At 36.8% G+C, this 25,953-nt stretch carries 32 protein-coding genes and 1 pseudogene; 13 read left to right on the top strand and 20 right to left on the bottom strand.

Annotation, left to right across the window (positions count from 1 at the left end; translation table 11 throughout):
• Window positions 1-91: 91 nt before the first annotated feature.
• Together IO68_RS17550 and IO68_RS17555 are read right to left on the bottom strand one after the other, a co-directional pair.
• Window positions 92-910, bottom strand: a complete 819-nt coding sequence (locus tag IO68_RS17550; RefSeq protein ID WP_023012345.1) for a protein kinase domain-containing protein — start codon at window positions 908-910, stop codon at window positions 92-94.
• On the bottom strand, window positions 885-2,393 hold the full coding sequence (locus IO68_RS17555; protein WP_023012346.1) for a DUF3336 domain-containing protein: 1,509 nt from the start codon (window positions 2,391-2,393) through the stop codon (window positions 885-887). Before IO68_RS17555 ends, IO68_RS17550 begins: the two co-directional genes overlap by 26 nt.
• 178 nt (window positions 2,394-2,571) lie before the next feature.
• Here IO68_RS17555 and IO68_RS17560 point away from each other — a divergent pair, with 178 nt between their 5' ends.
• Together IO68_RS17560 and IO68_RS17565 are read left to right on the top strand one after the other, a co-directional pair.
• The gene (locus IO68_RS17560; RefSeq protein WP_023012347.1) at window positions 2,572-3,462 is read left to right on the top strand and encodes an ATP-binding protein; all 891 of its coding nucleotides are present in this window, start codon (window positions 2,572-2,574) and stop codon (window positions 3,460-3,462) included.
• 99 nt (window positions 3,463-3,561) lie between these two features.
• Window positions 3,562-4,662, top strand: a complete 1,101-nt coding sequence (locus IO68_RS17565; protein WP_023012348.1) for a DUF6670 family protein — start codon at window positions 3,562-3,564, stop codon at window positions 4,660-4,662.
• Between the two features lie 67 nt (window positions 4,663-4,729).
• Here the strand turns inward: IO68_RS17565 and IO68_RS17570 are convergent, their stop codons facing one another.
• Complete coding sequence (locus IO68_RS17570; protein ID WP_023012349.1) at window positions 4,730-5,281, bottom strand: TetR/AcrR family transcriptional regulator; 552 nt, start codon at window positions 5,279-5,281, stop codon at window positions 4,730-4,732.
• A 92-nt stretch (window positions 5,282-5,373) separates the two neighbouring features.
• Between IO68_RS17570 and IO68_RS17575 the strand changes: the two genes are divergently transcribed.
• The 4 genes from IO68_RS17575 (at window position 5,374) to IO68_RS17590 (ending at window position 7,982) form a co-directional block, all read left to right on the top strand.
• Window positions 5,374-5,913: an HPP family protein gene (locus tag IO68_RS17575; protein ID WP_023012350.1), complete on the top strand. Its 540-nt coding sequence runs from the start codon at window positions 5,374-5,376 to the stop codon at window positions 5,911-5,913.
• A 145-nt stretch (window positions 5,914-6,058) separates the two neighbouring features.
• The gene (locus IO68_RS17580) at window positions 6,059-6,637 is read left to right on the top strand and encodes a TetR/AcrR family transcriptional regulator (protein WP_023012351.1); all 579 of its coding nucleotides are present in this window, start codon (window positions 6,059-6,061) and stop codon (window positions 6,635-6,637) included.
• Window positions 6,634-7,548 (top strand): DMT family transporter, encoded by a 915-nt coding sequence (locus IO68_RS17585; protein ID WP_023012352.1) that lies wholly within the window; start codon window positions 6,634-6,636, stop codon window positions 7,546-7,548. Before IO68_RS17580 ends, IO68_RS17585 begins: the two co-directional genes overlap by 4 nt.
• 26 nt (window positions 7,549-7,574) lie before the next feature.
• Window positions 7,575-7,982, top strand: coding sequence for a hypothetical protein (locus IO68_RS17590; RefSeq protein WP_023012353.1), 408 nt, complete (start codon window positions 7,575-7,577; stop codon window positions 7,980-7,982).
• 82 nt (window positions 7,983-8,064) lie between these two features.
• Here IO68_RS17590 and IO68_RS17595 read toward each other — a convergent pair whose 3' ends face one another.
• The 4 genes from IO68_RS17595 to tsaD are packed head-to-tail and all read right to left on the bottom strand — an operon-like array spanning window position 8,065 to window position 10,822.
• On the bottom strand, window positions 8,065-8,565 hold the full coding sequence (locus IO68_RS17595) for a hypothetical protein (RefSeq protein WP_023012354.1): 501 nt from the start codon (window positions 8,563-8,565) through the stop codon (window positions 8,065-8,067).
• Between the two features lie 40 nt (window positions 8,566-8,605).
• On the bottom strand, window positions 8,606-9,361 hold the full coding sequence (locus tag IO68_RS17600; RefSeq protein WP_023012355.1) for a tRNA(His) guanylyltransferase Thg1 family protein: 756 nt from the start codon (window positions 9,359-9,361) through the stop codon (window positions 8,606-8,608).
• A 2-nt stretch (window positions 9,362-9,363) separates the two neighbouring features.
• Entirely contained in the window at window positions 9,364-9,813 is a 450-nt protein-coding gene (locus IO68_RS17605; RefSeq protein WP_004880593.1) for an AAA family ATPase, read from the bottom strand.
• Between the two features lies 1 nt (window position 9,814).
• Complete coding sequence (gene tsaD, locus IO68_RS17610) at window positions 9,815-10,822, bottom strand: tRNA (adenosine(37)-N6)-threonylcarbamoyltransferase complex transferase subunit TsaD (protein WP_023012356.1); 1,008 nt, start codon at window positions 10,820-10,822, stop codon at window positions 9,815-9,817.
• Between the two features lie 145 nt (window positions 10,823-10,967).
• Between tsaD and rpsU the strand changes: the two genes are divergently transcribed.
• Complete coding sequence (rpsU, locus tag IO68_RS17615; protein WP_004652785.1) at window positions 10,968-11,183, top strand: 30S ribosomal protein S21; 216 nt, start codon at window positions 10,968-10,970, stop codon at window positions 11,181-11,183.
• Window positions 11,184-11,212: 29 nt separating this feature from the next.
• On the top strand, window positions 11,213-11,659 hold the full coding sequence (locus IO68_RS17620) for a GatB/YqeY domain-containing protein (RefSeq protein WP_023012357.1): 447 nt from the start codon (window positions 11,213-11,215) through the stop codon (window positions 11,657-11,659).
• Window positions 11,660-11,710: 51 nt separating this feature from the next.
• Here IO68_RS17620 and IO68_RS17625 read toward each other — a convergent pair whose 3' ends face one another.
• The 8 genes and pseudogenes from IO68_RS17625 to IO68_RS34345 form a co-directional block, all read right to left on the bottom strand.
• Entirely contained in the window at window positions 11,711-12,433 is a 723-nt protein-coding gene (locus IO68_RS17625) for a hypothetical protein (RefSeq protein WP_023012358.1), read from the bottom strand.
• Between the two features lie 171 nt (window positions 12,434-12,604).
• Complete coding sequence (locus tag IO68_RS17630) at window positions 12,605-12,964, bottom strand: hypothetical protein (RefSeq protein WP_023012359.1); 360 nt, start codon at window positions 12,962-12,964, stop codon at window positions 12,605-12,607.
• A gap of 40 nt (window positions 12,965-13,004) precedes the next feature.
• Window positions 13,005-13,370 carry a GFA family protein gene (locus IO68_RS17635; RefSeq protein WP_023012360.1) on the bottom strand — a complete coding sequence of 122 codons (366 nt, stop codon included), beginning with the start codon at window positions 13,368-13,370 and terminating at the stop codon, window positions 13,005-13,007.
• A gap of 62 nt (window positions 13,371-13,432) precedes the next feature.
• A complete protein-coding gene (locus IO68_RS17640) occupies window positions 13,433-13,927 on the bottom strand; it encodes a GNAT family N-acetyltransferase (protein ID WP_023012361.1) in 495 nt (164 codons plus the stop codon).
• 64 nt (window positions 13,928-13,991) lie between these two features.
• A complete protein-coding gene (locus tag IO68_RS17645) occupies window positions 13,992-15,368 on the bottom strand; it encodes a M48 family metalloprotease (protein ID WP_413540704.1) in 1,377 nt (458 codons plus the stop codon).
• Window positions 15,369-15,559: 191 nt separating this feature from the next.
• Complete coding sequence (locus IO68_RS17650) at window positions 15,560-16,147, bottom strand: 1-acyl-sn-glycerol-3-phosphate acyltransferase (RefSeq protein ID WP_023012363.1); 588 nt, start codon at window positions 16,145-16,147, stop codon at window positions 15,560-15,562.
• A 101-nt stretch (window positions 16,148-16,248) separates the two neighbouring features.
• Window positions 16,249-17,211, bottom strand: coding sequence for a 2-hydroxyacid dehydrogenase (locus IO68_RS17655; protein ID WP_023012364.1), 963 nt, complete (start codon window positions 17,209-17,211; stop codon window positions 16,249-16,251).
• A gap of 17 nt (window positions 17,212-17,228) precedes the next feature.
• A pseudogene (locus tag IO68_RS34345) lies at window positions 17,229-17,615 on the bottom strand (hypothetical protein); the annotation flags it as partial.
• 540 nt (window positions 17,616-18,155) lie between these two features.
• Between IO68_RS34345 and IO68_RS17665 the strand changes: the two are divergent.
• Window positions 18,156-19,256 carry an MBL fold metallo-hydrolase gene (locus IO68_RS17665; RefSeq protein WP_023012365.1) on the top strand — a complete coding sequence of 367 codons (1,101 nt, stop codon included), beginning with the start codon at window positions 18,156-18,158 and terminating at the stop codon, window positions 19,254-19,256.
• A gap of 97 nt (window positions 19,257-19,353) precedes the next feature.
• On the opposite strand, the gene IO68_RS17670 is transcribed toward IO68_RS17665, so the two are convergent.
• On the bottom strand, window positions 19,354-19,950 hold the full coding sequence (locus IO68_RS17670) for an FMN-dependent NADH-azoreductase (protein WP_031234634.1): 597 nt from the start codon (window positions 19,948-19,950) through the stop codon (window positions 19,354-19,356).
• Window positions 19,951-20,049: 99 nt separating this feature from the next.
• Between IO68_RS17670 and IO68_RS17675 the strand changes: the two genes are divergently transcribed.
• The 3 genes from IO68_RS17675 (at window position 20,050) to IO68_RS17685 (ending at window position 21,858) form a co-directional block, all read left to right on the top strand.
• The gene (locus tag IO68_RS17675; RefSeq protein ID WP_023012367.1) at window positions 20,050-20,967 is read left to right on the top strand and encodes a LysR family transcriptional regulator; all 918 of its coding nucleotides are present in this window, start codon (window positions 20,050-20,052) and stop codon (window positions 20,965-20,967) included.
• A gap of 89 nt (window positions 20,968-21,056) precedes the next feature.
• Window positions 21,057-21,404 (top strand): ArsR/SmtB family transcription factor, encoded by a 348-nt coding sequence (locus IO68_RS17680; RefSeq protein ID WP_004880614.1) that lies wholly within the window; start codon window positions 21,057-21,059, stop codon window positions 21,402-21,404.
• A complete protein-coding gene (locus IO68_RS17685) occupies window positions 21,394-21,858 on the top strand; it encodes an SRPBCC family protein (protein WP_023012368.1) in 465 nt (154 codons plus the stop codon). The genes IO68_RS17680 and IO68_RS17685 overlap by 11 nt, the downstream gene beginning before the upstream one ends.
• 69 nt (window positions 21,859-21,927) lie before the next feature.
• Here the strand turns inward: IO68_RS17685 and IO68_RS17690 are convergent, their stop codons facing one another.
• Window positions 21,928-23,226: a Y-family DNA polymerase gene (locus IO68_RS17690; RefSeq protein WP_023012369.1), complete on the bottom strand. Its 1,299-nt coding sequence runs from the start codon at window positions 23,224-23,226 to the stop codon at window positions 21,928-21,930.
• Between the two features lie 5 nt (window positions 23,227-23,231).
• The gene (locus IO68_RS17695) at window positions 23,232-23,843 is read right to left on the bottom strand and encodes a LexA family protein (protein WP_023012370.1); all 612 of its coding nucleotides are present in this window, start codon (window positions 23,841-23,843) and stop codon (window positions 23,232-23,234) included.
• Window positions 23,844-24,134: 291 nt separating this feature from the next.
• On the opposite strand from IO68_RS17695, the gene IO68_RS17700 reads away from it, so the two are divergent.
• Window positions 24,135-24,365 carry a hypothetical protein gene (locus tag IO68_RS17700; protein ID WP_004880619.1) on the top strand — a complete coding sequence of 77 codons (231 nt, stop codon included), beginning with the start codon at window positions 24,135-24,137 and terminating at the stop codon, window positions 24,363-24,365.
• A 200-nt stretch (window positions 24,366-24,565) separates the two neighbouring features.
• Here the strand turns inward: IO68_RS17700 and IO68_RS17705 are convergent, their stop codons facing one another.
• Both IO68_RS17705 and IO68_RS17710 read right to left on the bottom strand, forming a co-directional pair.
• A complete protein-coding gene (locus tag IO68_RS17705) occupies window positions 24,566-24,793 on the bottom strand; it encodes a hypothetical protein (protein ID WP_004880620.1) in 228 nt (75 codons plus the stop codon).
• Between the two features lie 525 nt (window positions 24,794-25,318).
• Complete coding sequence (locus IO68_RS17710) at window positions 25,319-25,933, bottom strand: MarC family protein (protein WP_031234635.1); 615 nt, start codon at window positions 25,931-25,933, stop codon at window positions 25,319-25,321.
• Window positions 25,934-25,953 lie beyond the last annotated feature (20 nt).

Consider the following 25,953-nt stretch of genomic DNA (forward strand, 5'->3'; position numbering starts at 1 on the left):
CGTACTTTATGACAAGCCTTTATCCGTAAAAATTGAGTTAAATGAACATATAATATTCAAATCAAGCATTTATGTTTATTTTTACAACAAGTTAAGTCATTTGTAGCACATCTATAGCATCATCAGCAGATGGAACACGCAATGTCACATGCTTCTGTAAAAGACCATTGAGTAGAGGTAGAAACTGCTTAAACCGATCAGGTAATTGTATCTGCAATTGCTGACAGTGCAACACTGCCCAGTCTTGATAGGTCTTGGCAGTTAATCGTGATTGTGTAAGCCATTCATAAAGAATGATTCCAAAGGCATATAAATCACTTTGCACAGTTTTAGAAATACCATGAAACAGCTCAGGTGCCATATAGTGTGGTGTGGCATTCAATGATGTTTGATTATTGCTTTCCTGAACAAAACTTTGCTCTAAATCAATTAGTCGGCAGGTATTCTCAAAGCATCGAAAATGTTCAGTTTTTAAATCTCCATGCACCCATCCCAACTGGTGAAAGGATTGCAATATAGACAAAGCAGAAAGAATTTTTTGTTGAATCACATCTATCTCTTGATGTGCAGAAAGATCAGCAAAGAAATCCTCGGAATCAGGTAATAGTAGCCCTTCCCCATGTTCTATTAAATCTTGAAAAATAATGTGCTCTTGAAAGTGAACTATGTGATGTGGCAATAGAAATGATATTTCTCTATTTTCAGACTGTTTGTAAAAATTCAATTCATTTTGAAAAGATTGCTCCAAAACTGAGTGAGTATCAGCAAGATGATATTTAAGCCAGTATCGCTGTTCAGCATTTTTAAATGTATATAAACGTCGACCAAATTCATAACTTTTATTTTTTGTTTTTAAAGTTAATTCAGTGGGTTGAAAATTATGATCAAAGATCGACGTAATAATACTCATTCTGCTGCTTTTCTTCCTGCTTACGTAGTGATGCTAAACAATGTTCAATGGTTTTACCAATACGTGCATGCGTTTCGATTGAGGCAATCTTAGGCCATGTCGCCCGTTCACCTTCTTGCTGCAATATTTTAAATAGTTTCGGACGAGGATTTTTAAGCATATAGCTATAATGGCGTAAACCATAACGGGCAATAATATTCACATCACCATAATAGCGTTGCCCTAAGATACCGTAACCATGATCTAAAACACGACGGATTGGGAAAAAACTTCCCATATAATTCCGAGTTAAATCCATCATATCCATCGCGATTGCTTTACCTTGATGACGGATAATCCTTTCAGGCCAGATCAAGACATCTCTACGAAATCGCTCTGTATCACTTTGCATAAATGGCACGATATGCGGATTGACCTGACTCGCTATCGTATAATTAATATTATACAACCGAGCCATTTTTTCCTGAGGGAAATCACTACGCATACTGCCATCTACCCATTTGGTATTTGCCATATAAGGCGTATGCTGACCATCGTAGCGCTTGCTCGTCAGATGTACAGGCGGAAATAAAACTGGCACAGCGCACGAAGCCAAAACCGCACTCCAAACCAAAACATTCGGTGCTGTTAAGGCATTCATAATACGTGGGTTTTGGGCTGTGTTATAAGGCGCGACAACAATATTAATATGGCGTTTAGATTGTTCATAAGCTTCAGCAAATGTCAGATCACCCAAGTTTTGCATCAAAAACTTTTTAAGAAACATCACATCTGCAATTCCGCCATGTCCTTTGATCAAATCTGAGATTTTTCTGAACTTAAAAGCATCACTAAAAAAATGCTCTCCATCCAATAAATCAGGGACTTTATCACTAGCGGATACACCTAACATACCCGTCATAATTGCCCCAGCACTTGAACCAGAGAGTACTCTTGGCATCAAATCTTGTTCGAGTAATGCCTTGCAAACGCCAGTATGGAACAAACCAAGTGTTGCACCACCTGAAAACATCAGCGCTGGCTGACCATAGGCTTTATGGCATTCATCAAAAAACTGAATTTTCTCTTTCAATTGGAAGGTAATACATTCACTCGATGCGAGGTATTGCAAACAGTTACTGACTTCTTCTACATAGTTTTCAATGATTTTTTTTGTACCAATATAGGTTTCTGCAAACAACATCGGATGACCAATGTTAGCAAAGTCGTAAGACAAACCTTCACGCAGAACATAAATCAGATCCAATATACGGCGTTGTGTGCGGTATTTTTTTAATAAGTTATAGCGTTTTGAAAGCACTTCTGCATCAAAATAAGGCGACTGATTATCGTACTTCCACTCTTCTTTTCCTGACTCTTCATCTAATTTAAGTGCGATCTCTTTCCATTCTGCATAATTGCTTGCATGCTTTAAACTTTCATGTAGGACATCAATTCTATGTTTTTGATATGTATTCTTTTTCTCTTGAACTTTAACTAACATGATTGATCCTAATTTGTCTTCATATTTTTTATATTCTTGCACCTATACAATGCAAAAAGCTCGGACAACAATCAAGTATAAAATCTATTTATTGCATTCTTTTGATGATATTTCCTTTATTTTAGTGATAGCAGTGATAGTATCCATATTCATTGATCACTGAGTTTGGTTTGTATTTATGGCTATATTGGAATTACCTGAATCTATTCTCCAATCGTTATCCAGTGTTTTAACACAGTTGCAGCAAGTCCTCCCAGCACCCAAACAAGCAACAGATTTTTCAGCGATTGCATTTCGTTGGGAAAATCAACAATTACTCGCAGTACAACAACCTAAAAAAATGCATTTGGAAGACTTAAAAGGGATTGAACGCCAAAAAGAAAAGATTATTCAAAATACTTTACAGTTCCTGAATGGCTTACCTGCAAATGACATTTTATTGACTGGATCACGTGGAACGGGAAAATCTTCTATCGTTCGTGCCCTGCTAACCGAATACTCTCATCAAGGTCTACGTTTGATTGAGATCGAGCGTGATGATTTATCCGACCTTCCTAAAATTCAAAAACTGATTGAACATCGTCCTGAGAAATTTATTGTCTACTGTGATGATTTGGCCTTTAACGCTGAAGATGAAAACTATCGCAGTCTCAAAAGTGTCTTAGATGGTTCACTGCAATCTGGTTCAAGCAATTTTATTATTTATGCGACCAGTAACCGTCGTCACTTACTGCCTGAATTTATGCATGAAAATACCCCTGTGCGTAAAGTAGATGTGCCGCAATATACAGAGTTACACCCTCAAGAAGCGATTGAAGAGAAAATTTCACTTTCAGATCGTTTTGGGATGTGGCTTTCATTCTATCCAATGGATCAACAGCTTTACCTCACCATCGTCGAGCACTATATTCATAAAGCACATTTAGAATATAACGACGAAGTTCGTGCTGAAGCCTTGAGATGGTGTCAAGCACGCGGGCAACGTTCGGGTCGTGCAGCCTATCAGTTTTCAAAGCATTGGATTGGTTCGCAAAAGTTAGAAAAATTGTCTAACAATCAAAAAGGATAATGTCCTGAAAAGCCGTAGCGTTGTCCTTATTTCCGCTTAGCAAACGCAATTGTTTCTCATACCCTACTTTTCGATAAGGAAAGAATTAAGGAAACAAAGATGAAAAAACAATTGCCACCGACTTCCCTGACCAGCAAATTTTTAGGTAAAAGCCTGTTGTTGGCACAGGGAGCTTTAGATCAAGCCGTAAAATTCTCTACCATTCCATTTTCAGAACCCGATATTATTCGTCCAAGAACTCAAGAAAAATTCTACACTTGGACACACTATGGCATTTTCTTTCCTTTACTGCCTGAGCCACATCGTTATTTAAATATCATGATCCTATTGGGCACGCCTGGCGCACTCGCTTTTGACCATGATGACATCACGCTCGGAGATCCTAGACAAACTGCAACATTATTTTCCAGTACCGCTGCTGTTGATGAACATCTGTTAAAAGCCTACATCATTCCTGAACAAAGCAATATTCAAGAAAATGGCAGTTTGATTGAACTCGGTGAAGAAGTTTCAATCAGTGGAACATTACCAAATATTCATCTACAAGGTGCATATCATGGTTTGAGTTTTGATTTTGAACTTGATGTCAGTAAGCAAATCTCATGGTTTATTAAAACACCTATTTACGATCATTTTAGTTTATTGGCAAATTTCAAAGGTCAACTTGAATACAAAGGACAAGTGACTCCAGCTGAAGGCTTATGTACCTATGAATACGCACGAGCGACGGGCGCGCATGGCGTCGTTAAAAAGCTGCTACCTGTAGCATATAAATTGCCGTTAGATTTCTTTACTTATCAGATCATTAACTTAAACGAGACAACGCAGCTACTCCTCACCAAAGCAGATATCCTAGGTCAACCCGCTGCTTATAGTTTACATGTTCGTCATACGGATAAAGCTGCTGAAATCTATACCAATGTTGAATTTAAAGTCATTGCTCATCAAGTAGATGACTATGTTTCGCCAAGCGGTAAAAAGATGCGTCTACCACAGCTATTCTCTTGGTCTGTAAAAGATGCTTCAAATCAAAAAGTCTTAGAAATTACTGCGGAGATTGATAGTCCTTATCGTTATGGTCACGGTATTGGCTATGCAAGTGCTTATACTTTTACAGGTAAATACCGCAACAATCCGATTGAAGGTCGCGGTTATATTGAATATATTGATGTAGAAAACCAAAAAGTGTTTAAGGAATAAATTCATCCAAATTTTGCAATAAGATCGTCTTGTTCTAAACGAGACGATCATTCAAAGCATCACTAGATTAAGAACTATAAATATCAATCATTTGGTTAATTGAATTCTTTATATTCTCAGCAATTTTTGCATCATACCCTTCAACCAAAAAGCGACTGATTAGACCTTCAATTAAGGTATAAATCATCTCAACTAAACTGTCAGTTTTTGGATCACTTTGAAGATAACTGGTGATAAGATTTCGAATCCAAATCTTATGAGCTTTAGACACACCAATAATATCTTGGTCACTATGATGTGACTCTGCTACTGCTCGAACAAATAAGCAACCTTTAAAGTTATCCTCTTGAAACCACGACAAATGCCAATCAATTAATTTATTCAAAGCATCTCGTCCTTTTGCATCAGCCACATAACTAAGCAAACTTTGTCGAAATTTTTCGTCTCTAGCTTCAAGAACAGATTTCACCAACTGATTCTTATTTTTAAAATAGGTGTACATCGTTGTTTTAGAACAGCCTGATTCATCTCGAATTAAGTCAACACCAACCCCGACGAAATTATTTTCATAAAATAATTTTTCCGCAGTATTTAAAATTTTAGTTGCTGATTTAGACATAAAATTTTACCCAATTAAAAATAGTACAGATCTGTACTATTTTTAATTTTAGTTTTATTATCACTGGAAATCAAGACATCAGTGAGGAAACCATGTTGGCTTTATTCAAAGGTAAAGAACATCTAGCACCACTACCCCAATATATTGATATCATTAGAAGTTTAATCGGCGGGACATTAAGTATTTTGATCTTAATTCTGCTCAGCAAATTAACAAATAACTTATTTATCATGGCACCGTTTGGCGCGACTTGTGTCATTTTATACGCAGTATCTCAGTCGCCCTTAGCTCAACCACGTAACGTTATTTTAGGGCATTTTGTCTCGGCTTTTATTGGCTTATTATTTTTAAAGACCTTTGGTGTTTCAGCATTAAGTATTGCATTATCAGTTGGTTGTGCAATTTCTGCCATGCAAATTCTTCGCTGCGTGCATCCACCTGCTGGTGCAAATCCATTGGTGATATTACTCACTGCACATACCATTCAGTACCAGTGGAGTTTTCTATTTTTCCCAGTTCTTTTAGGTTCAATTGCTTTGGTACTCGTCGCTTGGCTGGTCAATAACATCAAAGCTGAAAAGAAATGGCCAATTTATGGGTTAGCAATCATTCACAGTAAAAAACAATCATAAATAAATTTTTGAGTTGATTAAGAAGATACACGTTTTCTTAATCAACCGCTTATTCCCTTTCCTTCCATCAATTCAATTTTATCTTGCTAATTCATTTACTCTTGCATAATATTAGGTAGATCGGTATACCTAATAAAATTTTATTATGAACACGAAATCAGCAAAACAAAAAATCTTGGATGCAGCAGCAACATTGTTCTATAACGATGGAATCGCAAACACAGGTATCAACAGCATTACAGACAAAGCTCAAGTGGCAAAAATGTCGCTATATAACAACTTCCCCACCAAAGCTGATTTGATTAGTTGTTATATCGAAGCTCGTCATCAAGAGTGGCTAGATTTATACGAACAAAGAAAGCATCAGATCAAAACACCTATTGATGGAGTTTTGGCAATTTTTGATGCTTATCAAGACCATGCCGAATTTGCCTATGAAAAAGGCTTTCGTGGTTGTGGTTTATTAAATGCAGCAGCCGAATTTCCAGCACACAGTCCTGAGCGCTTAGCAGTAAAAAATCATAAAGATGAAATCGAAAGCATCGTTGCCAATCATTTAAATCAAATGATTTCTAATCCACAACGAGTACAGGAATTGGCTTTGCTTATTTCATTTATCTTAGAAGGTTCAATTGCTCGTGCTGGCTTAGAAAGTACCAGCACTAAAGTATTTGCAGCGAAGAAAATGGTTCAAACCATGTTAGAACAAGAGATTTCAAATTGAATAACTCCCTTAACCTCAACTCATATTATGGATTTATTGCTGTTTTAGTTGCTTCAATTTTATGGGGAACGACTGGAACAGCTGCATCTTATGCTCCCAATCTCAGTCCTTTAGCTATTGGGGCAATTGCCATGGGTGGCGGTGGTTTACTGCAAGCCCTATTAGCCCATAAAACGATTCTGAATCATTTACCGCAAATTCGTTCATATTATCCTTTACTGCTGATTGGAATGATTTCAGTTGCGATTTATCCACTCGCCTTTTATACATCTATGCGAATGGCAGGTATTACCATTGGTACTGTTGTTTCGATTGGATCAGCCCCTTTATTTGCAGCATTATTAGAAAAATTTTTCGATAAAAAAGCACTTTCTGGAAAATGGTTCATAAGCTTTGTCTTTGGCGTTGCAGGCGTACTTTTATTATCGCTTGGAGAATCTCATTCATACGGAACAACGCAAACGATTGCAACGGATCAGAAAACCATAGGCATCATTCTTGGGCTAATTGCCGCACTCACTTATTCTTTATATTCGTGGGCAGCTAAAAAAATGATTGATCGTGGAGTCGACTCTAGAGCATCAATGGGTCTTATTTTTGGTTTTGGCGCATTAATCTTATTACCTACTCTATTTTTTACAGGCTCAAATTTATTTGATGAGCCAGTTAATCTTTATGTTGTTGGTTATATGATGCTGATCCCAATGTTCTTAGGCTATTTACTTTTCGGCTATGCCCTAAAAACAATTTCTGCTAGCACAGCAACTACACTTACTTTATTCGAACCACTGGTTGCTGCTTTATTTGCTGTGTTATTGGTTGGCGAGCAACTGGCACCAATTGGTTGGTTAGGTATGGCTTTGATTTTTGTTTGTTTAGCCGTGTTGTCTAAAGCAGACAAGCCAAAGTAATTAACCGCCTGATAAGAGCCATTAAAATGTGTGAATGTCGAAAAATAAAATCTTTTTTTGCTTGCCCAGATGATTTTAATAACCTTTTTAGTTTTAATTTTGATGTAGTTGAGAACTTTCCCAAATACTTCAGAGAAGATGCTCCTACGGATGAAGTCATACCTGAGTTTGACTATTCCATAACATCTTATCGATGTTTAGAGTGTCAACAATGGTGGTATTTTGAATGTTCTCCGACGGAAAGTCCTTACCCGATGTTAGGTATTAAGTTAAAAGCTCAAGAACATTCGTTATCAAAAGCAGAAGTGAAAGCGATAAAACAATTTCTTATAATTTTAGCTCATGAAGGATTCTCAGCAGAAGAATGTGTTCATTATGGATGCTCAAATTTGGCACTTAAAAATATTAAAATTTGTGTCAGCCACTTTCTTTAAAACAAGCTCAGCTATCAAATAGTTGATACAGAAAAATCAGCTTTTTCTGCACCTTACTTTTATGCGTACTAACGTACCAATATCAATATTCTTCCGCTAATTTTTCCAATGTAATGAGCATTTTTTTCACGATCGCTCTTTTATGTTGCAACATATTCTTGATATTCGCTGGATTGAAACCTGTCAGTTTTGCAACACCTCGACTCGTCATGTATTCACCAGTTTTCTCAAAATGCTTTTCACTCAAAAGTGTTTTTGCATTAGAGAATCGAACTACTAACTTATAATCATTGAATTCAGACCATGCACCTGTCTTATATTCTTGAAAATCAAAATCTTTCTTCTGTTGAACAGGTTTATCTCGAAGAATATTATTCAAACGATTGATCACGATTTTTTCTTCACTTTGTTCAATCAATTGATAAAGTTCAGTTTCCTCAAATGACCGTCCCACAGAAAGATCTTTTTTATATTGTTCAATGACTTTCTCTTTTGATGCCGTCTCCTCACCTTGTTGAGTGAGGCATAGAATCTTATATAAAGACTCTAATCGACCACATGTAAAAATATAAGAAATTTTCAACTTACAACTCCATTATGAACGGATGTTCATAAAAATATTTTCAAAAAAAATTTTGACGTATAAATTCGCTATAGAATTCATTTAAAGGCAAATCAAAATCAGCAACTAACTGCCTTCTTGTCGTTTGTGTAATTTCACCAGATTTCGGATTTAGACCCGATTTTTCAATTTCTTTCCAATAAACACCTGTACCACGCTTTTGCCAAGTGGGAAGTTCATTAAAATTAATTTGCTGTGAACAGAGTAAATCATGCTTTTCTTGACGATTTAGCCCTTTAACTTTTTCTGTTGCTTCACCTGCTGCATGACCTGACTTTCTTAACATCCAATAGCAATGTGCATTTAATGCATTTCGATGAGCATCCTCTTGTCTCCATCGGAAATAGTCATCTACTAACTGTACATTGGGTAAAATACAAACTCGGGCATCAAATGTAGCAATTTGACCATGCATAACAGAGAATTTTGCACTAGCTTCACTTGCTAATATAGAAAGAATTTTACGTTCTTTACGATTAAAACTTTCTTCTTTGTAATGAAATAAAAGAGAAATCTCATCACTTTGGGTATAACCGTAGACAATATTAAAACCACACTGTAATAAATGGTTTGTTGTTTCTACCATTAAATCTCTAAAGCGCACATCAAATGGCGCCTCAAATTGCCAAATGTCTTTGGTTAAACGAGTGAAGCCACGCCCATCTAAACGAACGACAATATAATTTGCAGCTGGAACACAAAAATCATTTGCAGTTTCATATTGTCTTAATCTTGTATCTAAATCTTCAAAGCGCATCTTTATTCTCTTTGTCCAATCAACCGAACATTAAAGTCATTTTCTTGATCAATTGAAACTCTGTAAATTTCATCAAATCCCTCATCGAGTTCTGGCTGTTCAAGTTTTTTGAAAGTAGAAATTACGCCAACTCGAGGAATTTTTGCTTTACCCTTACGTTGTTCATTACGTAAAAGCGCATCATCTAAAAAACTCTCAAAATAGTAAGCAATCACTTTAAAATCAGCATTTTTTGCTTGTTGAATATAGATTTTCCGATCTAGTTTACTTGGATTGGTATTATCAACAACAAACTTTTGTTTCGCCTCTAAACAAGCCTGAAAAAATATCTTTTCACGGTGACGCGTTTTCAACATGTCCAAATTTAAGCGAATATGGGTATCTGAAAAGTATTGCTTAAAAAAAGTGGATTTACCTGAAGCCTGACAACCAACAAATATTATGAGTTCCATCTTAGGTTGGCTTTAACTCAGTCATCGGCCATCTTGGTGTCGTTGTTACAGCTAAACCATCATGCTGACCAGCTTTCAAACGCTGATAGCCTGCAAAGGCAATCATTGCCCCATTATCTGTGCATAATGCAGGTTCAGCATAATAAACTTGCGCTTTGATCTTTTTCAAAGAGGTTTCTAATTGCTCACGTAAGCGAACATTCGCACTCACACCACCCGCAATCACTAATCTTTTTAGACCTGTTTGCTTAAGCGCTTTGACAGATTTTTTAACTAAAGTATCCACAATTGCTTCTTGGAAAGATGCTGCAACATCAGCATCACGATTTTCCTCACCCAATTTTTTCAATTGAACAGAAACAGCTGTTTTTAAGCCACTGAAAGAAAAATCCAAGCCCTGATGTAAGATCGGACGTGGAAATTCAAAAGCTTGTGCATCGCCTTGTAAAGCAAGTTTTGCAATATTTGGCCCACCTGGATAAGGCAGCTTCATCATTTTAGCAACTTTATCAAAAGCTTCACCTGCTGCATCATCAATAGATTCACCAAGCAACTCATATTGACCAATACCATATGCAGCCATGAGTTGAGTGTGACCGCCCGAAACCAATAATGCGACAAACGGAAATTCCGGTGGAGTTTCTGAAAGTAATGGTGCAAGCATATGACCTTCCATATGATGTACACCGATCGCAGGTTTATTAAACGCAAAAGCTAAAGTGCGACCAAATAAAGCACCTGTCATCAATGCGCCCATGAGTCCAGGGCCACGCGTATAAGCAACAGCATCAATCTCTTGCTTCTTAACACCACTTTTCTCAAGCAATTGATTTATCAATGGAATCATTTTACGAACATGATCACGTGAAGCCAATTCAGGCACAACACCGCCATATTCCGCATGCAGTTTGATCTGGCTATAGAGAACCTGTCCACGTAAGCCGAGCTCGCTATCATAGAGTGCTAACCCAGTTTCATCACACGAAGTTTCCAAGCCCAAAACAATCATTAAACTGCCTTTACAACGATCAAAAATAATATCGGAGCTATTATAGACTTGTGATCTGAGTTGTAAATGAGTAAAATACTGACCTTCACTTGCGATCTAGTGCAATAGTGCGTTAGATCTTATCCATAATCTTAGAGGATTTTACATGCCACAAGTTAAGTTGAAAGAAGGCGAACCAGTAGACGTAGCTATCCGTCGTTTCAAGCGTTCATGCGAAAAAGCTGGTGTTTTAGCAGACGTTCGTAAGCGCGAATTCTATGAGAAACCAACTCAAGAACGTAAGCGTAAAAAAGCTGCTGCAGTTAAGCGTTATCAAAAGAAATTGACTCGCGAATCTGTACGTACTACTCGCCTTTACTAATTAATTTGTGATTGACTGCTGAAAAGACTATGACGACTTTAAAAAACCAAATTACTGACGTGTTAAAAACTTCAATGCGTGCCAAAGATATGGCAACAGTAACGGTTATTCGCGGTCTACAGGCAGCAATTAAGCAAATCGAAGTCGATGAGCGCATTGAGCTTGACGATGCTCAGGTTCTTGCGGTCATTGAAAAGCAAATTAAACAACGTAAAGAATCGATTAAGGCCTTTCAAGGTGCTGGTCGAGAAGATTTAGCTAGTAAAGAACAAGCCGAAGTTGAGGTTATTTCTCAATTTCTACCAGAAGCTATGACTGAGGAAGAGCTTGATTCTATCATTGAGCAAACGATTGCTGCTCAAGAAGCTACTAGCATGAAAGATATGGGTAAGGTGATGAATTCTCTACGTCCGATCATAGCCGGGCGTGCCGATCCTGCACAAGTATCTGCCAAAATTAAAGCGAAATTAGCCTAATTTCTAAAACAGCAACTTAATTATTTTCTCTAAATTAAATTGGATTCATTTTTAACAATGAACCCATATACCATCATATCCGACAAAATAGGTATGATGATCCTCAACTTCAAGATTATAAACTGACCTTGTATAAGGTTGAGGGCATGTGCGTACTTCAAAAAAATCAAAATATTCTTTTACAACTTTAATATTATAGTTCCCCACCATTATAGATATTTTATCAGAAAAATTATGTTCTATATGACTATGATATTCATACCTATAACTTTCATTTGTTCTAAAAAGATGTTCAATGTAATAGTATTCCAGTTTATCATGACTAAAATCCACTAAGATTTCTGGTCTATCATTCAAAATATCAAAAATATCTCCAACATTCTTATTATTCGTTCTCAATACTTCCTGTATACCATCAACCTCAGCTAAATCTCCATTATTTAATACGACTTGTGATCCGCCAATAATATTCTCTACTGGAAGCCATTTGTCGATGATGTTTCCATCTTCATCTTTTACGACCCAAATTAAATTACCACCTGCCAAATATAATATTTGGGCTTGAAGATCCGACATAGGATTTTTAATATTGTAATAACAAAGTTGAAAAATAATACTATCAAATGAAGAAGAAATATTTAAAACAGATTTATATACCGTTTCTTCTTCATTATTCTCAGAACGAGACAAAACCCGATCCCCAACATTAATTTCCTGAATTGGAACTAATCCCTTTTCAGTATGTACCAATGTCCCTGCAACAAATCCTGTCATTTTTTATGCTCTTATTAAATTACGCCAATCCTGATAAGTAGGGTTCGATGGCAATCAAACCATCAATCTTCAAATATTTCAATGAGCTGATTACCATCAGCCCCTACAAAAATCTTAATTTAATTTCGGACTGTAATAGACTCGATTCCTTATAAACCTAAAGCCTTTCTATTATTTAAAATCACACTGCACATTATATTTGGCAAGCATTTGCATCTCTTTAGACTCAACTACTTGTTTAATTAAATCCTGCTTGGTCATACTTGCATATTGCGGTGGTAATGATGAACGATTTTTTTCAATCGCATCTGACATATCCTGAATATAACGCTGGTTAATGCCACAATATTTAGCTTGTTGCTCAGGTGTAAATTGTGTTGTTTGAGGATTTAAACTTCGTAAAAAACCCCGAATATCCTGTGCGTAGACCCCGCGAATTTTCTCAACTGAATTTACATATTGCTCAACTGATGCTGCAATACTCATCCCCGCCGCATTGAATGCGAAAATAAAACAAAAAAATTTCTTCATAAATATTGTAACTTCTCAGCTTTTCTTTACGCCAAATATCTTAGCTTAATTCAATAAAATTTGGCTTATGCTCGGTAAAAAATTCTTCAGTCGGCGCAGGGATATTTCCTGCTGTCACCGTACCTAAACGTAAGCGAATGATATTGGGTAAATCCTTACGATAAGAATAAATTGGACTAGCACAGTTTTGACAGAATACTCGTGCTTTATTCGGTGTATGAAAATATTCTTTCAACTGTTCCTGCCCAGAAATGAACTCAAACTGAGTTTGATCAAGTGGACTATTCCATCCGCCTAATGCACCTTGAGCTTGTTGGCAATCCGCGCAATAGCATAGGATACTATTTTCAATCTCTCCCTGATATTGATATTGTACAGCCCCACACAAACACTGCCCTTTGATCATAATAATTTCCTCCTCAATTTTATAACTATAAGTTATCTTTAAGCTTTATAATTTAATGTAAGTCAAATAAGGCATTGCTTTAGTTCAAGTATTTCACCTGGAAGCCCATCATAATCTTTAAACTCTTTATGAATAAAGCCCTGACTAGTTAATATTTTACGTGAGGCTATATTTTTAGGATCAATAATCGCAAATATTTTATTAATCAAATTTTGGCTTTTGGCATCTTCAAGTAAATGCTGACTAACTTTACGAGCGATACCTTTTCCCCAAAAACTTGGTAAAAGCATATATCCCAACTCAGCTTCTCTGTTACACAAACTCTTAATTTCTAATTTAGCTAAGCCCATATATTCATTAGTACTAGCATCTAAAATCTTAAAATGACCAAAATTTGGATGTAACTGATTATTTGCTAGAAGTAATTGAAAATCCTGCTCAGCCTCATCTATAGGTATCGCTCTTTCAGTGATCATAGCCATTACTTCTTCATTACCAACTAGTTGAAAATAATCATCAAAATCTTGAGCGTGAAACTTTTCTAATTTGATATTCATAAAGCTGTTCTGTTCTCTAACCTAAGTATGTTCTGAGTGAAGTAATTCAGTTTAATATTTTCATTTAAAGTCTCATCCGACGTTCATCTTGCATCTGTTTTAAACGAGATTCAATCTTTGCTGACATCGCGATATTACCTTTTGCTAACCGTTGTGCATGTAGCATCGACTTAATCGCATTTTCTTCATAACCAGACCAATATTCTGCTTCAGCACGATATCCCAAAACATTAATAGCTTGTAACGATGAACTTTTATCTAGATTCGCAGCTTGTTGCAACAACTGCCAACCTTGTATGTCTCTTTGATTTTTATGGATAAAACGCTGCACTAATGTTTGAGCTTCCATAATTTGCCCTTGTCTAATCAGAACCTCAGCCAACTTATAAGACAACGCTCTATTTTCAGGCATTGTTTTTTGAACAGAATTAATACTATTAAATGCCTGACTTAATTTATTTTGCCCAAGATAAATATCAGTTTGAATCAAAGGTACAAGCACATGATTCTTGAGTTTAACCTTTACTAAATCCAAATTCGCTTGTGCTTGAGTATAGTCACCTTGCTCAAGATAGAACTTACTCAGCGCTAATTGTGCTGCGGTATTTTTCTGATTCGCCAGCGACTGTAATTGAATTTCAGTGGCCTGATTTGAAACCACCAAGGTATAGAGTTTTAGGATTTCAAAATCGAGATCATAAATTTTAGATCTGACTTTAGGTAGTTGATTAGCGCGTAAACGAGCTTCGCTCATTCGCTCAGTCGTTAAAGGATGAGTAAACCAAAAGTCAGGTAAGAAACTGACACGACTAGTGGCTCGATGCATGGTTTCAAAATAATCCGCCATACTCTGAGGGTTATAACCTGCGGCATACATAAATTGCATCCCGATACGATCCGCTTCACGTTCTTGATTACGGCTATAACTCAATTGCTTATCCATTAGTGCCGCTTGAGTCCCCATCATTACAGCTGCACCCGCATTACCATCGGCCTGAGATGCAATAGCAGCACCGACAAGAATTCCAGCCAATGCAAGTAAACCTTGCCCCTTAAATGCTTCTTGAGAGCGACTATAGTGTCTTTGTGCAACGTGTGCAATTTCATGTGCCATTACACCCGCAATTTCATCAAGATTTTTTGCTGAAGTAATTAAACCTGTATTCAATGCAAATAAACCACCAGGAACAGCAAAGGCATTAATTTGAGGGTCTTTAATAATGACGAGACCAATGGGTTGCCCCAATTGCGTTTGGCTTAAAATACCTGAAAATACTTGTAGGAATTGATCTTCCAACCATGCATCTTGCACCGTTGGCATTTGACGATGAACTTCACGATAAATTTTTTCACCGATATATTTTTCTTTTTGTTGATCGAGTAAACCTATACCGCTTCCAATCTCAGGTACTTCTGTTTGCCCAGCCGCCACCGTTGGCAAAAAGACCTGAGTATGACTAAGTTGAGTCGTGGCAAATAAGCCACATGCAAGCAGCAACGATCTCAAAGGGTTTCTCTATGATTTTAATAAAGAAATTTAATATAACATTGAAAAAAGGAGAAATTTGCAACAATGTGTTATAAAAGGCAGGAAAATCCCGCCTTATTTTATGAGTTTTGAAATCGGCGTAATTATTTAGCCGAAGTATAGCGCTGATCTACGCTGAATTTTTCAGGAAATTTAGCATGAATTTCAGCATAAAAAGCCATGATTTCGGTCATGTCTTTTTCATAATCCCCTGTAGGATAAATGATTTTTCCTACTCCTGTTTTTTTCTTAGCATAATCCATATAAGCCAATGCAATCGGCACACCTGCTGTCATCGCAACATGATAAAAACCTGTTTTCCATTGTTCCTGTTTCGCACGAGTTCCCTCTGGCGTAACTAACATGACAAGCTTTGGATGAGTCTTGAAAAGATCACTCATTAACTGAACCATACTTGGTCGTTCTTGGCCTTGTTGTTTGATGCTTCGATCGATTCCAATTCCGCCCATTGCACGTACAAAAGGACCAAATGGAAACTTCATATAACTGTCTTTAATCGTTAAACGAACATTTACACCTAAAGCTTTTAGCGCCAAACGTGCATACAGTGCATCCCAATTGCTTGTATGAGGAGCTGCGATCATGACACATTGGTCGATATTTAAATCCCAATGATTGTCGATTTCCCATCCCATTAATCCTAAACTTTGTTCAGCTAATTTCTCAAACACAGACGCCCCAAGATAAAGTCATCAAAGGGCGCAAGTGTATCAATATTGATTTTTTTAAATAGATAGCATCGCTGATTAATTCAGCAATTAAATCGGTTTTATCAGAACTGAGGATTCACTAGGTAACGAGGTGTTCGATCCTCTAAGGCATCTACTAAATTTTGATAAGCGAGATTTACCATTTTCTGACGTGTTTCAGCTGTCGCTGAGCCAATATGCGGAGCGGTGACAACGTTTGCTAATTCAAATAATGGTGATGTTTGTAATGGTTCTTTGGCATAAACATCTAAACCAGCTGCAAAGATTTTCTGTTGTTGCAAAGCTTCAATCAAAGCATTTTCATCAACCACTGAACCACGAGCAATGTTGATAAATACCGCGTGTTTCTGCATGAGGTTAAACTGTTCAGCACCGATCAAGGCTTTTGATTCGGCATTTAAATCAACGGCAACCACGACAAAATCAGATTGTTGTAGCAATTGATCTAACTCTCGGTACTCTGCATTAAATGCCTGCGCAACTTCGATCTTTTCACGGCGGTTATGATACAAAATGTTCATATTGAACCCATGAAATCCGCGTCGTGCTATTGCAGCACCAATATGACCTAAACCAATGATCCCAAGGGTTTTACCAAAAACATCTACACCAAATTGCTCAGTAGAAACGGTACGTTTCCATTCCCCCTGTTTAGTCCAAGCATCAAGTTGCGGAATTTTACGCGCAGCGCTGAGTAATATGCTAAAAGCTAAATCAGCAGTCGTTTCCGTAAGAACATGAGGCGTATTTGCAAGCCAAATTTTCTTTTGATTTAGATAGTTCACATCATAATTGTCATATCCAACAGAAACCGTTGAAATGATTTTTAGTTTTTGCGCAGGCGCTAAATTACTTTCATTGAGTAAACGTCCTGCTCCAATCATCGCATCAGCATCCACGACTTCGTTACGAATCTGTTCATTGATGTCACCAAGCTTGGGATTTAATACAACAACTTGATAGTTCTGCTGTAGTTTTGCTAATACTTCTCGATCAATTTGGCTAAATACAACGACTTTCTTCATGATTGGATTTCCGAACCTTATTGCATAAGTTGCCACAACCGTTTTTTCAATAATGGTTGTGCGATCATTTCTTCTAAACTCGCTAAATATAAGAGATTTGAATGTTGTAGAAAATCAAGTTGGCCTAGGCAGAGTATTTTTTTGTTATTTGCCGATGCATCTAAGAACCCTTGGATGTAAGAAGATAAACCTCTACTCTCTTGGAAACCAGCCAATGGAAATGGCCATTTCAGCTCAGCATATTGTCCAAGTTTTGCTTTTTGAATATTACGCCAAAGTTGTCGTTGTTCATCATTTAACTGGCTACTTTCTACCAAAATGGCAGTATTTTCTAGCACATACATCTGCAACTCAAATGCTTGCACAGATGCACTAACGACAACCTGTTCTTTTTCAGAAATCGCCTTTTGAACAGATGCTTGTTCTGTAATTTCAACTTGAGGAGATTCAGCTTGTTTTATTTTTTGTGGCTGTACTTCATTTGTTTGAATTTCTGGTTTGAGTGTTTCAGTCTCAAAACTCATTTGTGGTATTTGCGGAGTTTCTTCAACTGCTTGATCTCGCCAAATGCTTGAGGCAGTATTTTTTTGGCACACTACATCTCTAGGAATCCAAACATCTATTCCCAAAGCTGCCAATACATTTCTTTGCTGCCCAATCATCTCGCCTACTCATTTCGTTAACTTACAGTATTTTGAATGACTGTAATGTCGAATAGTCTAACATAAACCGATCACCTCTAAATGGCTTCGTTTTGTTCAATCACAACACCCACCAAAAATCCTAAAAGCCATTTCTCATATCTCGTTAGATTAGGCAAATATTAAATAAGAATAGGCAATCTTTCATTCGTCGATTTTTAGACAATATTTCATCATTTTGTCGCTTTGACTTTTTATTAATGTTGTTAATCGAATGCTCAAATGAAAAGGTTAATTCTATCTATGCTAATTCTTTTTGCTATCGTTGTTGTCTTGCTACTAGGTAGCAGCATTTTGTACACACAGCACCCATTGTTTGGTAAAAATCCAACAGGTGAACGATTACAATTGATTGAAAACTCTCCCAACTATCGCCAAGGTCAATTTAGAAATTTAATGGAGAAATCTGGTATCGCTGAAGATACAAGTATTTTCGTTGAACTGTATAGAACTTTCATTAAAACCATCCCACACCGTAATCCCAAAGACCCCATCCCCTCTATTCAAACCAATCTCAAAACATTAAATCCCAAACAAGATGTGATTGTATGGTTTGGGCACTCTTCTGTGTTTATGCAATTACATGGCAAAACCTTTCTAATCGATCCTGTCATGAGCGGTAAAGCAACACCTTTCCCATGGGGAACTCGAGCATATAAAGGCACAGATATTTATAGCGTTGAGGATTTGCCTGCAATTGATTACTTACTCATCTCACATGATCACTACGACCATTTAGATTATGAAACAGCACTCAAGCTCAAAGACAAAGTTCGATATGTCATTACAGGATTGGGAGTCGGTGAACATTTTGAATATTGGGGTTATCCCAAAGATAAACTGATTGAAAAAGATTGGGGCGACCGAATCGAATTTGATGACGGGATTACTATTATTACCGAAACCACACATCATGATTCTCGACGTGCGTTCAATGGTGGCAAAAATCTTTGGGTCTCATTTATTATTCAATCCCCTAAAAGAAAAGTTTTCTATACAGGTGATGGGGGCTATGACAAACACTTTGTAGAGATCGGAAAAAAATATGGGCCTTTCGATTGGGCATTAATGGAAAATGGTCAATATGATGCTGCTTGGCGCTCAGTACATTGTCATCCCGATGAGGTTGCTCAAGCAACTGAAGAACTCAAAGCACGTAATATGATTCCAGTACACCACTCTAAATTTAGCTTAGCCAAACATCCTTGGAAAGAGCCAATCACACGTATCGTTCAATACTCACAAAGAAGAAATTATCGACTTGCCACCCCAATGATTGGGGAGTTAGTTGAGCTCGATAATGATCAACAAAACTTCAAACAATGGTGGAAAAATATTCACTAACCTTGTTCTAACATCCATTAGAAAGACTTTTATTCACATTAAAAGAATTAGATAAATGCTCTAATTCTTTTAATACTTGAAATATTTGTTCAAAAAATCAGACTGCGAGTTTTAGTATCTGCGTATGTGCGGCTTTTAAAGCATTTTCACGTAATGGTGGAATATCCATACCCTCAGCATAAACAAACTCAACATTATGAATACCAATCAAACCTAACACTGATGTTAAATAAGGACTTACAGCATCTGTCGGCTGTCCTAAATGTACTCCGCCACGGCTACTGACCACAATTGCATTTACGCCGTCTACCAACCCTTGCGGATAAGTTTCGGTATATCTGAAGGTATGACGAGCACGTACAACCAAATCAAACCAGTTTTTCAATTGCGTCGGTACATTCAAGTTATACATCGGCGCACCGTTCAACAACAAGTCAGCCTGCTTTAATTCTGCAATCAATTGATCAGACAATTGCACAATCTTTTGGATTTGCTGTGAATCATTTTCGGCACCACGTAGCGCATGAAAAATATCAGCATTTAATACAGGTAAATTCAGCGTTGTTAAGTCATGTGTAATCACATCATCTTGAAAGCCATGTTCAGCTCTTTGCTTTAAAAGCTGCTCAATGAGCTGATTCGTCTGAGATTGCTCACCCATCATGCTTGATTTAAGTACTAACACCTTTGTCATATCTATGCCCTATTAAGTGGATAGCACCATATTACGATCACAATATTTTCAACAAAAGTGATATTATTTCCTAAAATTGATTCCAAAAACTCCACAATTATGCATGCTGAACTGAATACTATTGCGATTTTTGTCACTGTTGTTGAGGCGGGTAGTTTTACAAATGCTGCTGAACAATTGCATCTCACTCGATCTGCGATTAGCAAAAGTATTGCTCGTTTAGAAGAACGGTTAGGTGTGACCTTATTTAAACGTACAACACGATTACTGAGCTTGACTGATGAAGGTGCACTTTTTTATGAACATAGCCGTAAAGCTATCGCTGAAATTCATACTGCTGAACATTTACTGGATCAAGGCAAAATCTCAGCCACAGGTTTATTACGAATTTCTGCACCCGTTTTAGTCGGCCAGCTATTTATTACGCCGTTAATTGTTGAATTTGCTCAACAACATCCTGACCTTCAAATTGAACTTTCCTTCAATGATCGAACTATCGATCTTATTGAGGATGGTTTTGACCTCGCCATACGGATTGGTAACTTAGCTGATACCCACCAACTGATCGCTAGAAAGTTAGGTGATCATCGTATGCTGCTGTGTGCTACCCCTGATTATCTTGCAAAACATGGTGAAATTAAGCATTTAGATGATCTGAAAAATCACACCACGATCACCTATCCACACACGGGTTATTTACAAAAATGGCATTTGCAGACAGAAGATCAGCAACTTATTTCGATTAAACCGAAAGCCAAATTTATGCTGAATGACATGCAAGCAATCAAAAATACAGTTTTATTGGGCGCTGGTGTTGCATGGCTACCAGACTGGCTCATTCAAGATGAACTGCAACAAGGAAAGCTGATACAAACACTGTCTGATGTTACAACCATCAACTTTCCTATACATGTAGTTTGGTCATCACAATCATTTATGCCGTTAAAAACACGCTTGGCTATTGATCACTTAGTCAAACATTTATCTAAACAATTTAGATCAGAATCAACATCTTAATTTTTTAATCTAAAATACGCCAAACAAAACTTAGCTATTTGGATAAGTTTTTCTTGACTTGAATATTTTTTAGCACAATACTTACCCTTATGGCTAAGTATGATTCACAACTCGATCTGTTATTTAATGCTTTAAGTGATCCAACACGCAGAGCAATATTGACTCGTCTGTCGCATGGCGATGCAACCACAACATCATTGGCAGAAGAACATGCAATGGCTCTTCCTTCTTTTCTTAAACATTTAAGAAAACTAGAAGAAGCTGGGCTCATTACAACCCTAAAAAATGGCCGAGTCAGAACATATGCACTTAGCCCCAATGCGTTAAACCCTGTGCAACACTGGTTACATGAACAACAAGCCATGTGGGAAACGCGCTTAAATCAATTAGAAGACTATGCACTCAATTTACAAAGGAAAAGAAAAAATGAATCTTGATCCCCAAACAGATCTAAAACTAGAAAGAACTGTTGCTGTACCCCGCGCATTACTTTGGGAATGTTGGACGACTCCAGAACATATTAAACATTTCTTTATCCCTAAACCGCACTCAATTGAATCATGTGAAATTGATTTAAAAGTGGGTGGAAAATTTAACACCTTATTTAATGTTGATGGCAATCTGATTCCAAATAACGGCGTATTTTTAGAAATTATTGAGGGTGAAAAATTAGTTTTCACCGATGCTTATACTGAAGATTGGAAACCGAGTGAAAATCCATTTATGACAGCGATGATTATTTTTGAAGACCTTGATGATGGATCTACAAAATATACGGCGATTGCACGCCATCGTACTCCTGAGGCAAGACAACAACATGAAGACATGGGTTTCTTTCATGGTTGGGGTACTGTCGTAGATCAATTAGAAGCCTATGCTCAAAAGCTCTAAATCACGATATCCCAAAATATAAAAAGACAGGATAAAACCTGTCTTTTTATTGAGAGCAATTCATACATGCTAAGAAACTTTTAAAATATCACTCCATTTCGTAAGATAACTTGGAGATTTAAAGCTTTGCGTCATCGCCCATGTGCGCCCATGCGGTGTAATCAGTCTTCCGAGCGTCATCACATCACGTCCAAATTTTTGATTGATATAATCAAATGTCACTGAAAGATTTTGTCGCTCGATCATTTCCTCAGTGTTATGAAACAAATCAACGGCATGAGCGTGTTGTGGAATAATATCAAGCAAAATTACCTCCGCTTTCTTATAACGATGTCCTGCTTGATAAATACGATCAAGTCCTTGTTGAACTGCCTTGATAATTTCTAGGCGATCATCACTATAGTCTGACAAATAAACGGTTGTATAAGGACGATAATATTCATTTTTATTAAAGCGATTGGTGCGAATACTTATCCCAACAGCCTTGCACAATAATTTTTGTTGTCGCAAACGCTCGACTGCTCGCAGGGTAAATTCAGTTAAAGCACCACTCAGGCTATTCTTATCTTCAATTGGTTGCCCAAAGGAGCGACTACTCAGCACTTGACGACGATCTGGAATTACATCCTCTATTTCTAAACAAGCAATTCCCCTTAATTCTTTGACTGTATTTTCCAGTACAACCGAAAAGTGCTGTCCAATCATCTTTGGATCAGCTTCGACCAAATCCATCACCGAATAGATATGCATTTTTTCTAAACGCTGTCGAATCTTTCGTCCAACACCCCAAACCTCACCTACAGGCAAATGTGTTAATAAATCCTCGATGATACAAGGATCCTCATCCACCATGTTACAAACACTTTGGAAACATGAATTATTTTTTGCTAAATGATTCGCAAGTTTTGCTTGAGTCTTGGAATACCCTATTCCAATACAACATGGTAAACCTAACCAATTCTTCACAGTCGATAAAATCTGCTGCGCATAACTAGTTAAATCATATTGATCGTGATAAGCGGTGAACTCTAAAAAGCATTCGTCTATCGAATATACTTCTTGCTCACATGGATCAACAAAACTCCCTAAAATGTTCATAAAACGGCGAGACATTTCCGCATACAACGCATAATTACTGGAAAAGACTTGTACTTGATGCTGTCGAACCAAATCTTCGATCTGAAAAAATGGCACTGCCATTTTTATGCCGAGCTTTTTCGCTTCATAAGAACGAGAAACCACACAGCCATCGTTATTCGACAAAACCACCACAGGACGCTGTTCTAGCTTTGGATTAAACACACGCTCACAACTGACATAGCAGTTATTCACATCGATCAAAGCAAAAATTCGTTGTGGCAAACTCATCTAGTTCACCTCATCGGTTTTAGGTTATAAGTGACAACACCCCAAATCACCAGTTCTTGACCCTCAGTGATATAAATATTTTGATAATCAGGGTTTTCGGCTTTGAGCCATACTTTCGGGGGGCTGAAATGGTGATCAATCATTAAACGTTTGACAGTAAAATCATTATCAATCAAGGCAATCACAATATCACCTGACTTAGCAGGGATACTTCGATCAACCACGAGTGGATCATCAATATCAATTCCTACATCCAACATCGAAAGTGAATTTGCTTTTACGATAAACGTTGAATTTTCATTACGAATTAAAAATTCATTTAAATCCAAAGCTTGTTCAACATGATCCTGTGCAGGCGATGGAAAACCAGCAGCAACACGTTCCGTTGCGAGTGGAATATGGTAAATTCGATCATTCTTAGCTTGAACAGTTTGTATTTTTAGCGAAGTACTTAGATCGCTACGTGCACCCGTTTTGACATTATTCAGTAACCAACTTTTGATGAAATCAACTTGAGACTCAGGAACACGAATCACTTTGGTGGGTTCACTGAATTGCGCTTTACGTCCCGCATTTGCTCTGGCACCACCATGCTCTGATTCAGTTTTTTTAGCCATAAATCCCCCTTACCCAAGTTTTAATTGCTTGAAAATAATTTAACTTGAAAAAGTTACAAATTCAAGTTGACGAATAATATTTTTTGCATAAGAATAAATTTCATAGATCAGATTTTAGCTTGTTTGATTTAAACAAGGATGTAAACAAACTAAAATTAATGCTTTAAAATTAATTACTTACAGAGTTTAACTCAACATTAATCCTGCTAAGTAATTGATCTAAAAAGTAATATATCTGGTCTCTCAGCAGTTAGGTTTTATTCAAATATTTTTGATGTGGAGACATGAAAAATGAACAATCGACGTGATGCTATTCTTGGCTATGCTGATGAACAACATGCTTACTTTATCCGTCTGATCGAAGACAACAATGTTCTTGGTAATAGCTATGGTTTATTTTGTGAAAGTCCAAATAGTGAAGCAGCAGAAAGTATTATGACGACGCTCTTCTTAAAAAAATCTTTTTGGTTAAATGGCTCAGAATTTAACGATATTGTTAAAGGACTTAATCTGATTAGTTAGTCAAAATTTAATTTATTGCTCTAGTAAAAGCACTGGTTTTAATTCTGTAAGGATTCAGATTATTTTATCATCCATTAAAATAAATCAAGAAAATCTTGATAAAAATACTGAACAATACCTTTAAAATAATAATTATATTCAGTTATAAAAAATCCACCTATTAAACAATAGGTGGATTTTATTTTCAAATTCAACATTTTTTAAATAAACCTTTTATCATCCACAGCTGAGACCAACCGATAAACCTTGCCATCTTCTTCATTTTCAAATAGTAAATCCATATTCGGGAAAAGAACTTCACCTTCAACTTCAATATGCTCTACTCTTTTGAAAAATGGCAGATCATGATCCTCAAAATCATTTAGCTGTGCCATCACAATAGATTCATTCTCTTCTTGATCCTTAATAATTACCGTGACTCTTTCCATAATATCCTCGCAAAGTGCCTTTTATAAGACTATGGGAAAATTTATGAAGATTGTCGACCTAATCGTTGTAACAAGAGTTATAAGTATTATACTTTTATTAATTATGCTGCTAACACATTGAAATTAGCTAAGCAAAGTGTTTTTTAACTTACCTCCTAGTTACAATTAATTTGTAAAAATTAAAATATTTCAATAGTGATCAGTTAAAGTAAAAATCAAAGTTCAGCAACTTGTACAAAATTGAGCACATGCAAACCGTACCAATTTGACAGGGAAATCCATACGCCAAGAGAAAAATGCCCAATCTTTAACCACCACATATTAGCCATTAGTCTTGGTACACTCATCAAGTACTCAATTTATTGATAAAGTTAGCGCACGGTTTGATACACCTACTATGGTGCCGCATATGAGTTCAACTTGTGTGCGGCATTTTAATTTGATCACAGTCAATTGTTCGTTAAAAAAGCATAAGTCTCATAGCAAATAAAGCACAACTATTTCATCAACTAATTTTGAATTGTCTCATTGCTGCTCGATTAACCTGACAACCCCTGTAACAATCATATCTATGGCAATTGTGCCGATCAGCAAAGCTGCCAATCGACCAGCAATATCAAAATAGCGATCAATATGCTTTGCATGTTTATATCTCAAATGATCATGCGAAAACTTCATTAAAATTAATATACTGCATGACACAAATAGCGTAAGCCCAATGACTGCTGCCGCCTCTAAAAGATTCATTTTCATACCAGTGACAACGGCTGCACTAATCGTTCCTGGACCAATCATAAACGGCATCGCAATTGTGCCAGCTAAATGTTCAGGTGCTCCTCTCATTTCACCAATCGTGTCTGCACCTTGAAATACGAATCGGTAACCAATCACTAAAAAGATGAGTCCACCAAAAATTTGAAATGATTCAAATCTTACATTCAAATATTTATTAAAGATTGCCTCCCCACCCCAAGCAAAAAGAATGAAAGCAAGATAAGCAATCAAAGCACCTTGTATTAACCCTTTATTGAAGCTCTTTGTCTCCGTATGGCGAATAAGACCAATCATGTAGACACTCATGAGAAAAGGATTCAATAATGAGAAAAATAAAATAAAAGTATGAATATATGGAGAAGTCACTGCTTTCATTACCTAAAATT

This window comes from Acinetobacter sp. COS3, assembly GCF_000475335.1.
Classification (GTDB): domain Bacteria; phylum Pseudomonadota; class Gammaproteobacteria; order Pseudomonadales; family Moraxellaceae; genus Acinetobacter; species Acinetobacter venetianus.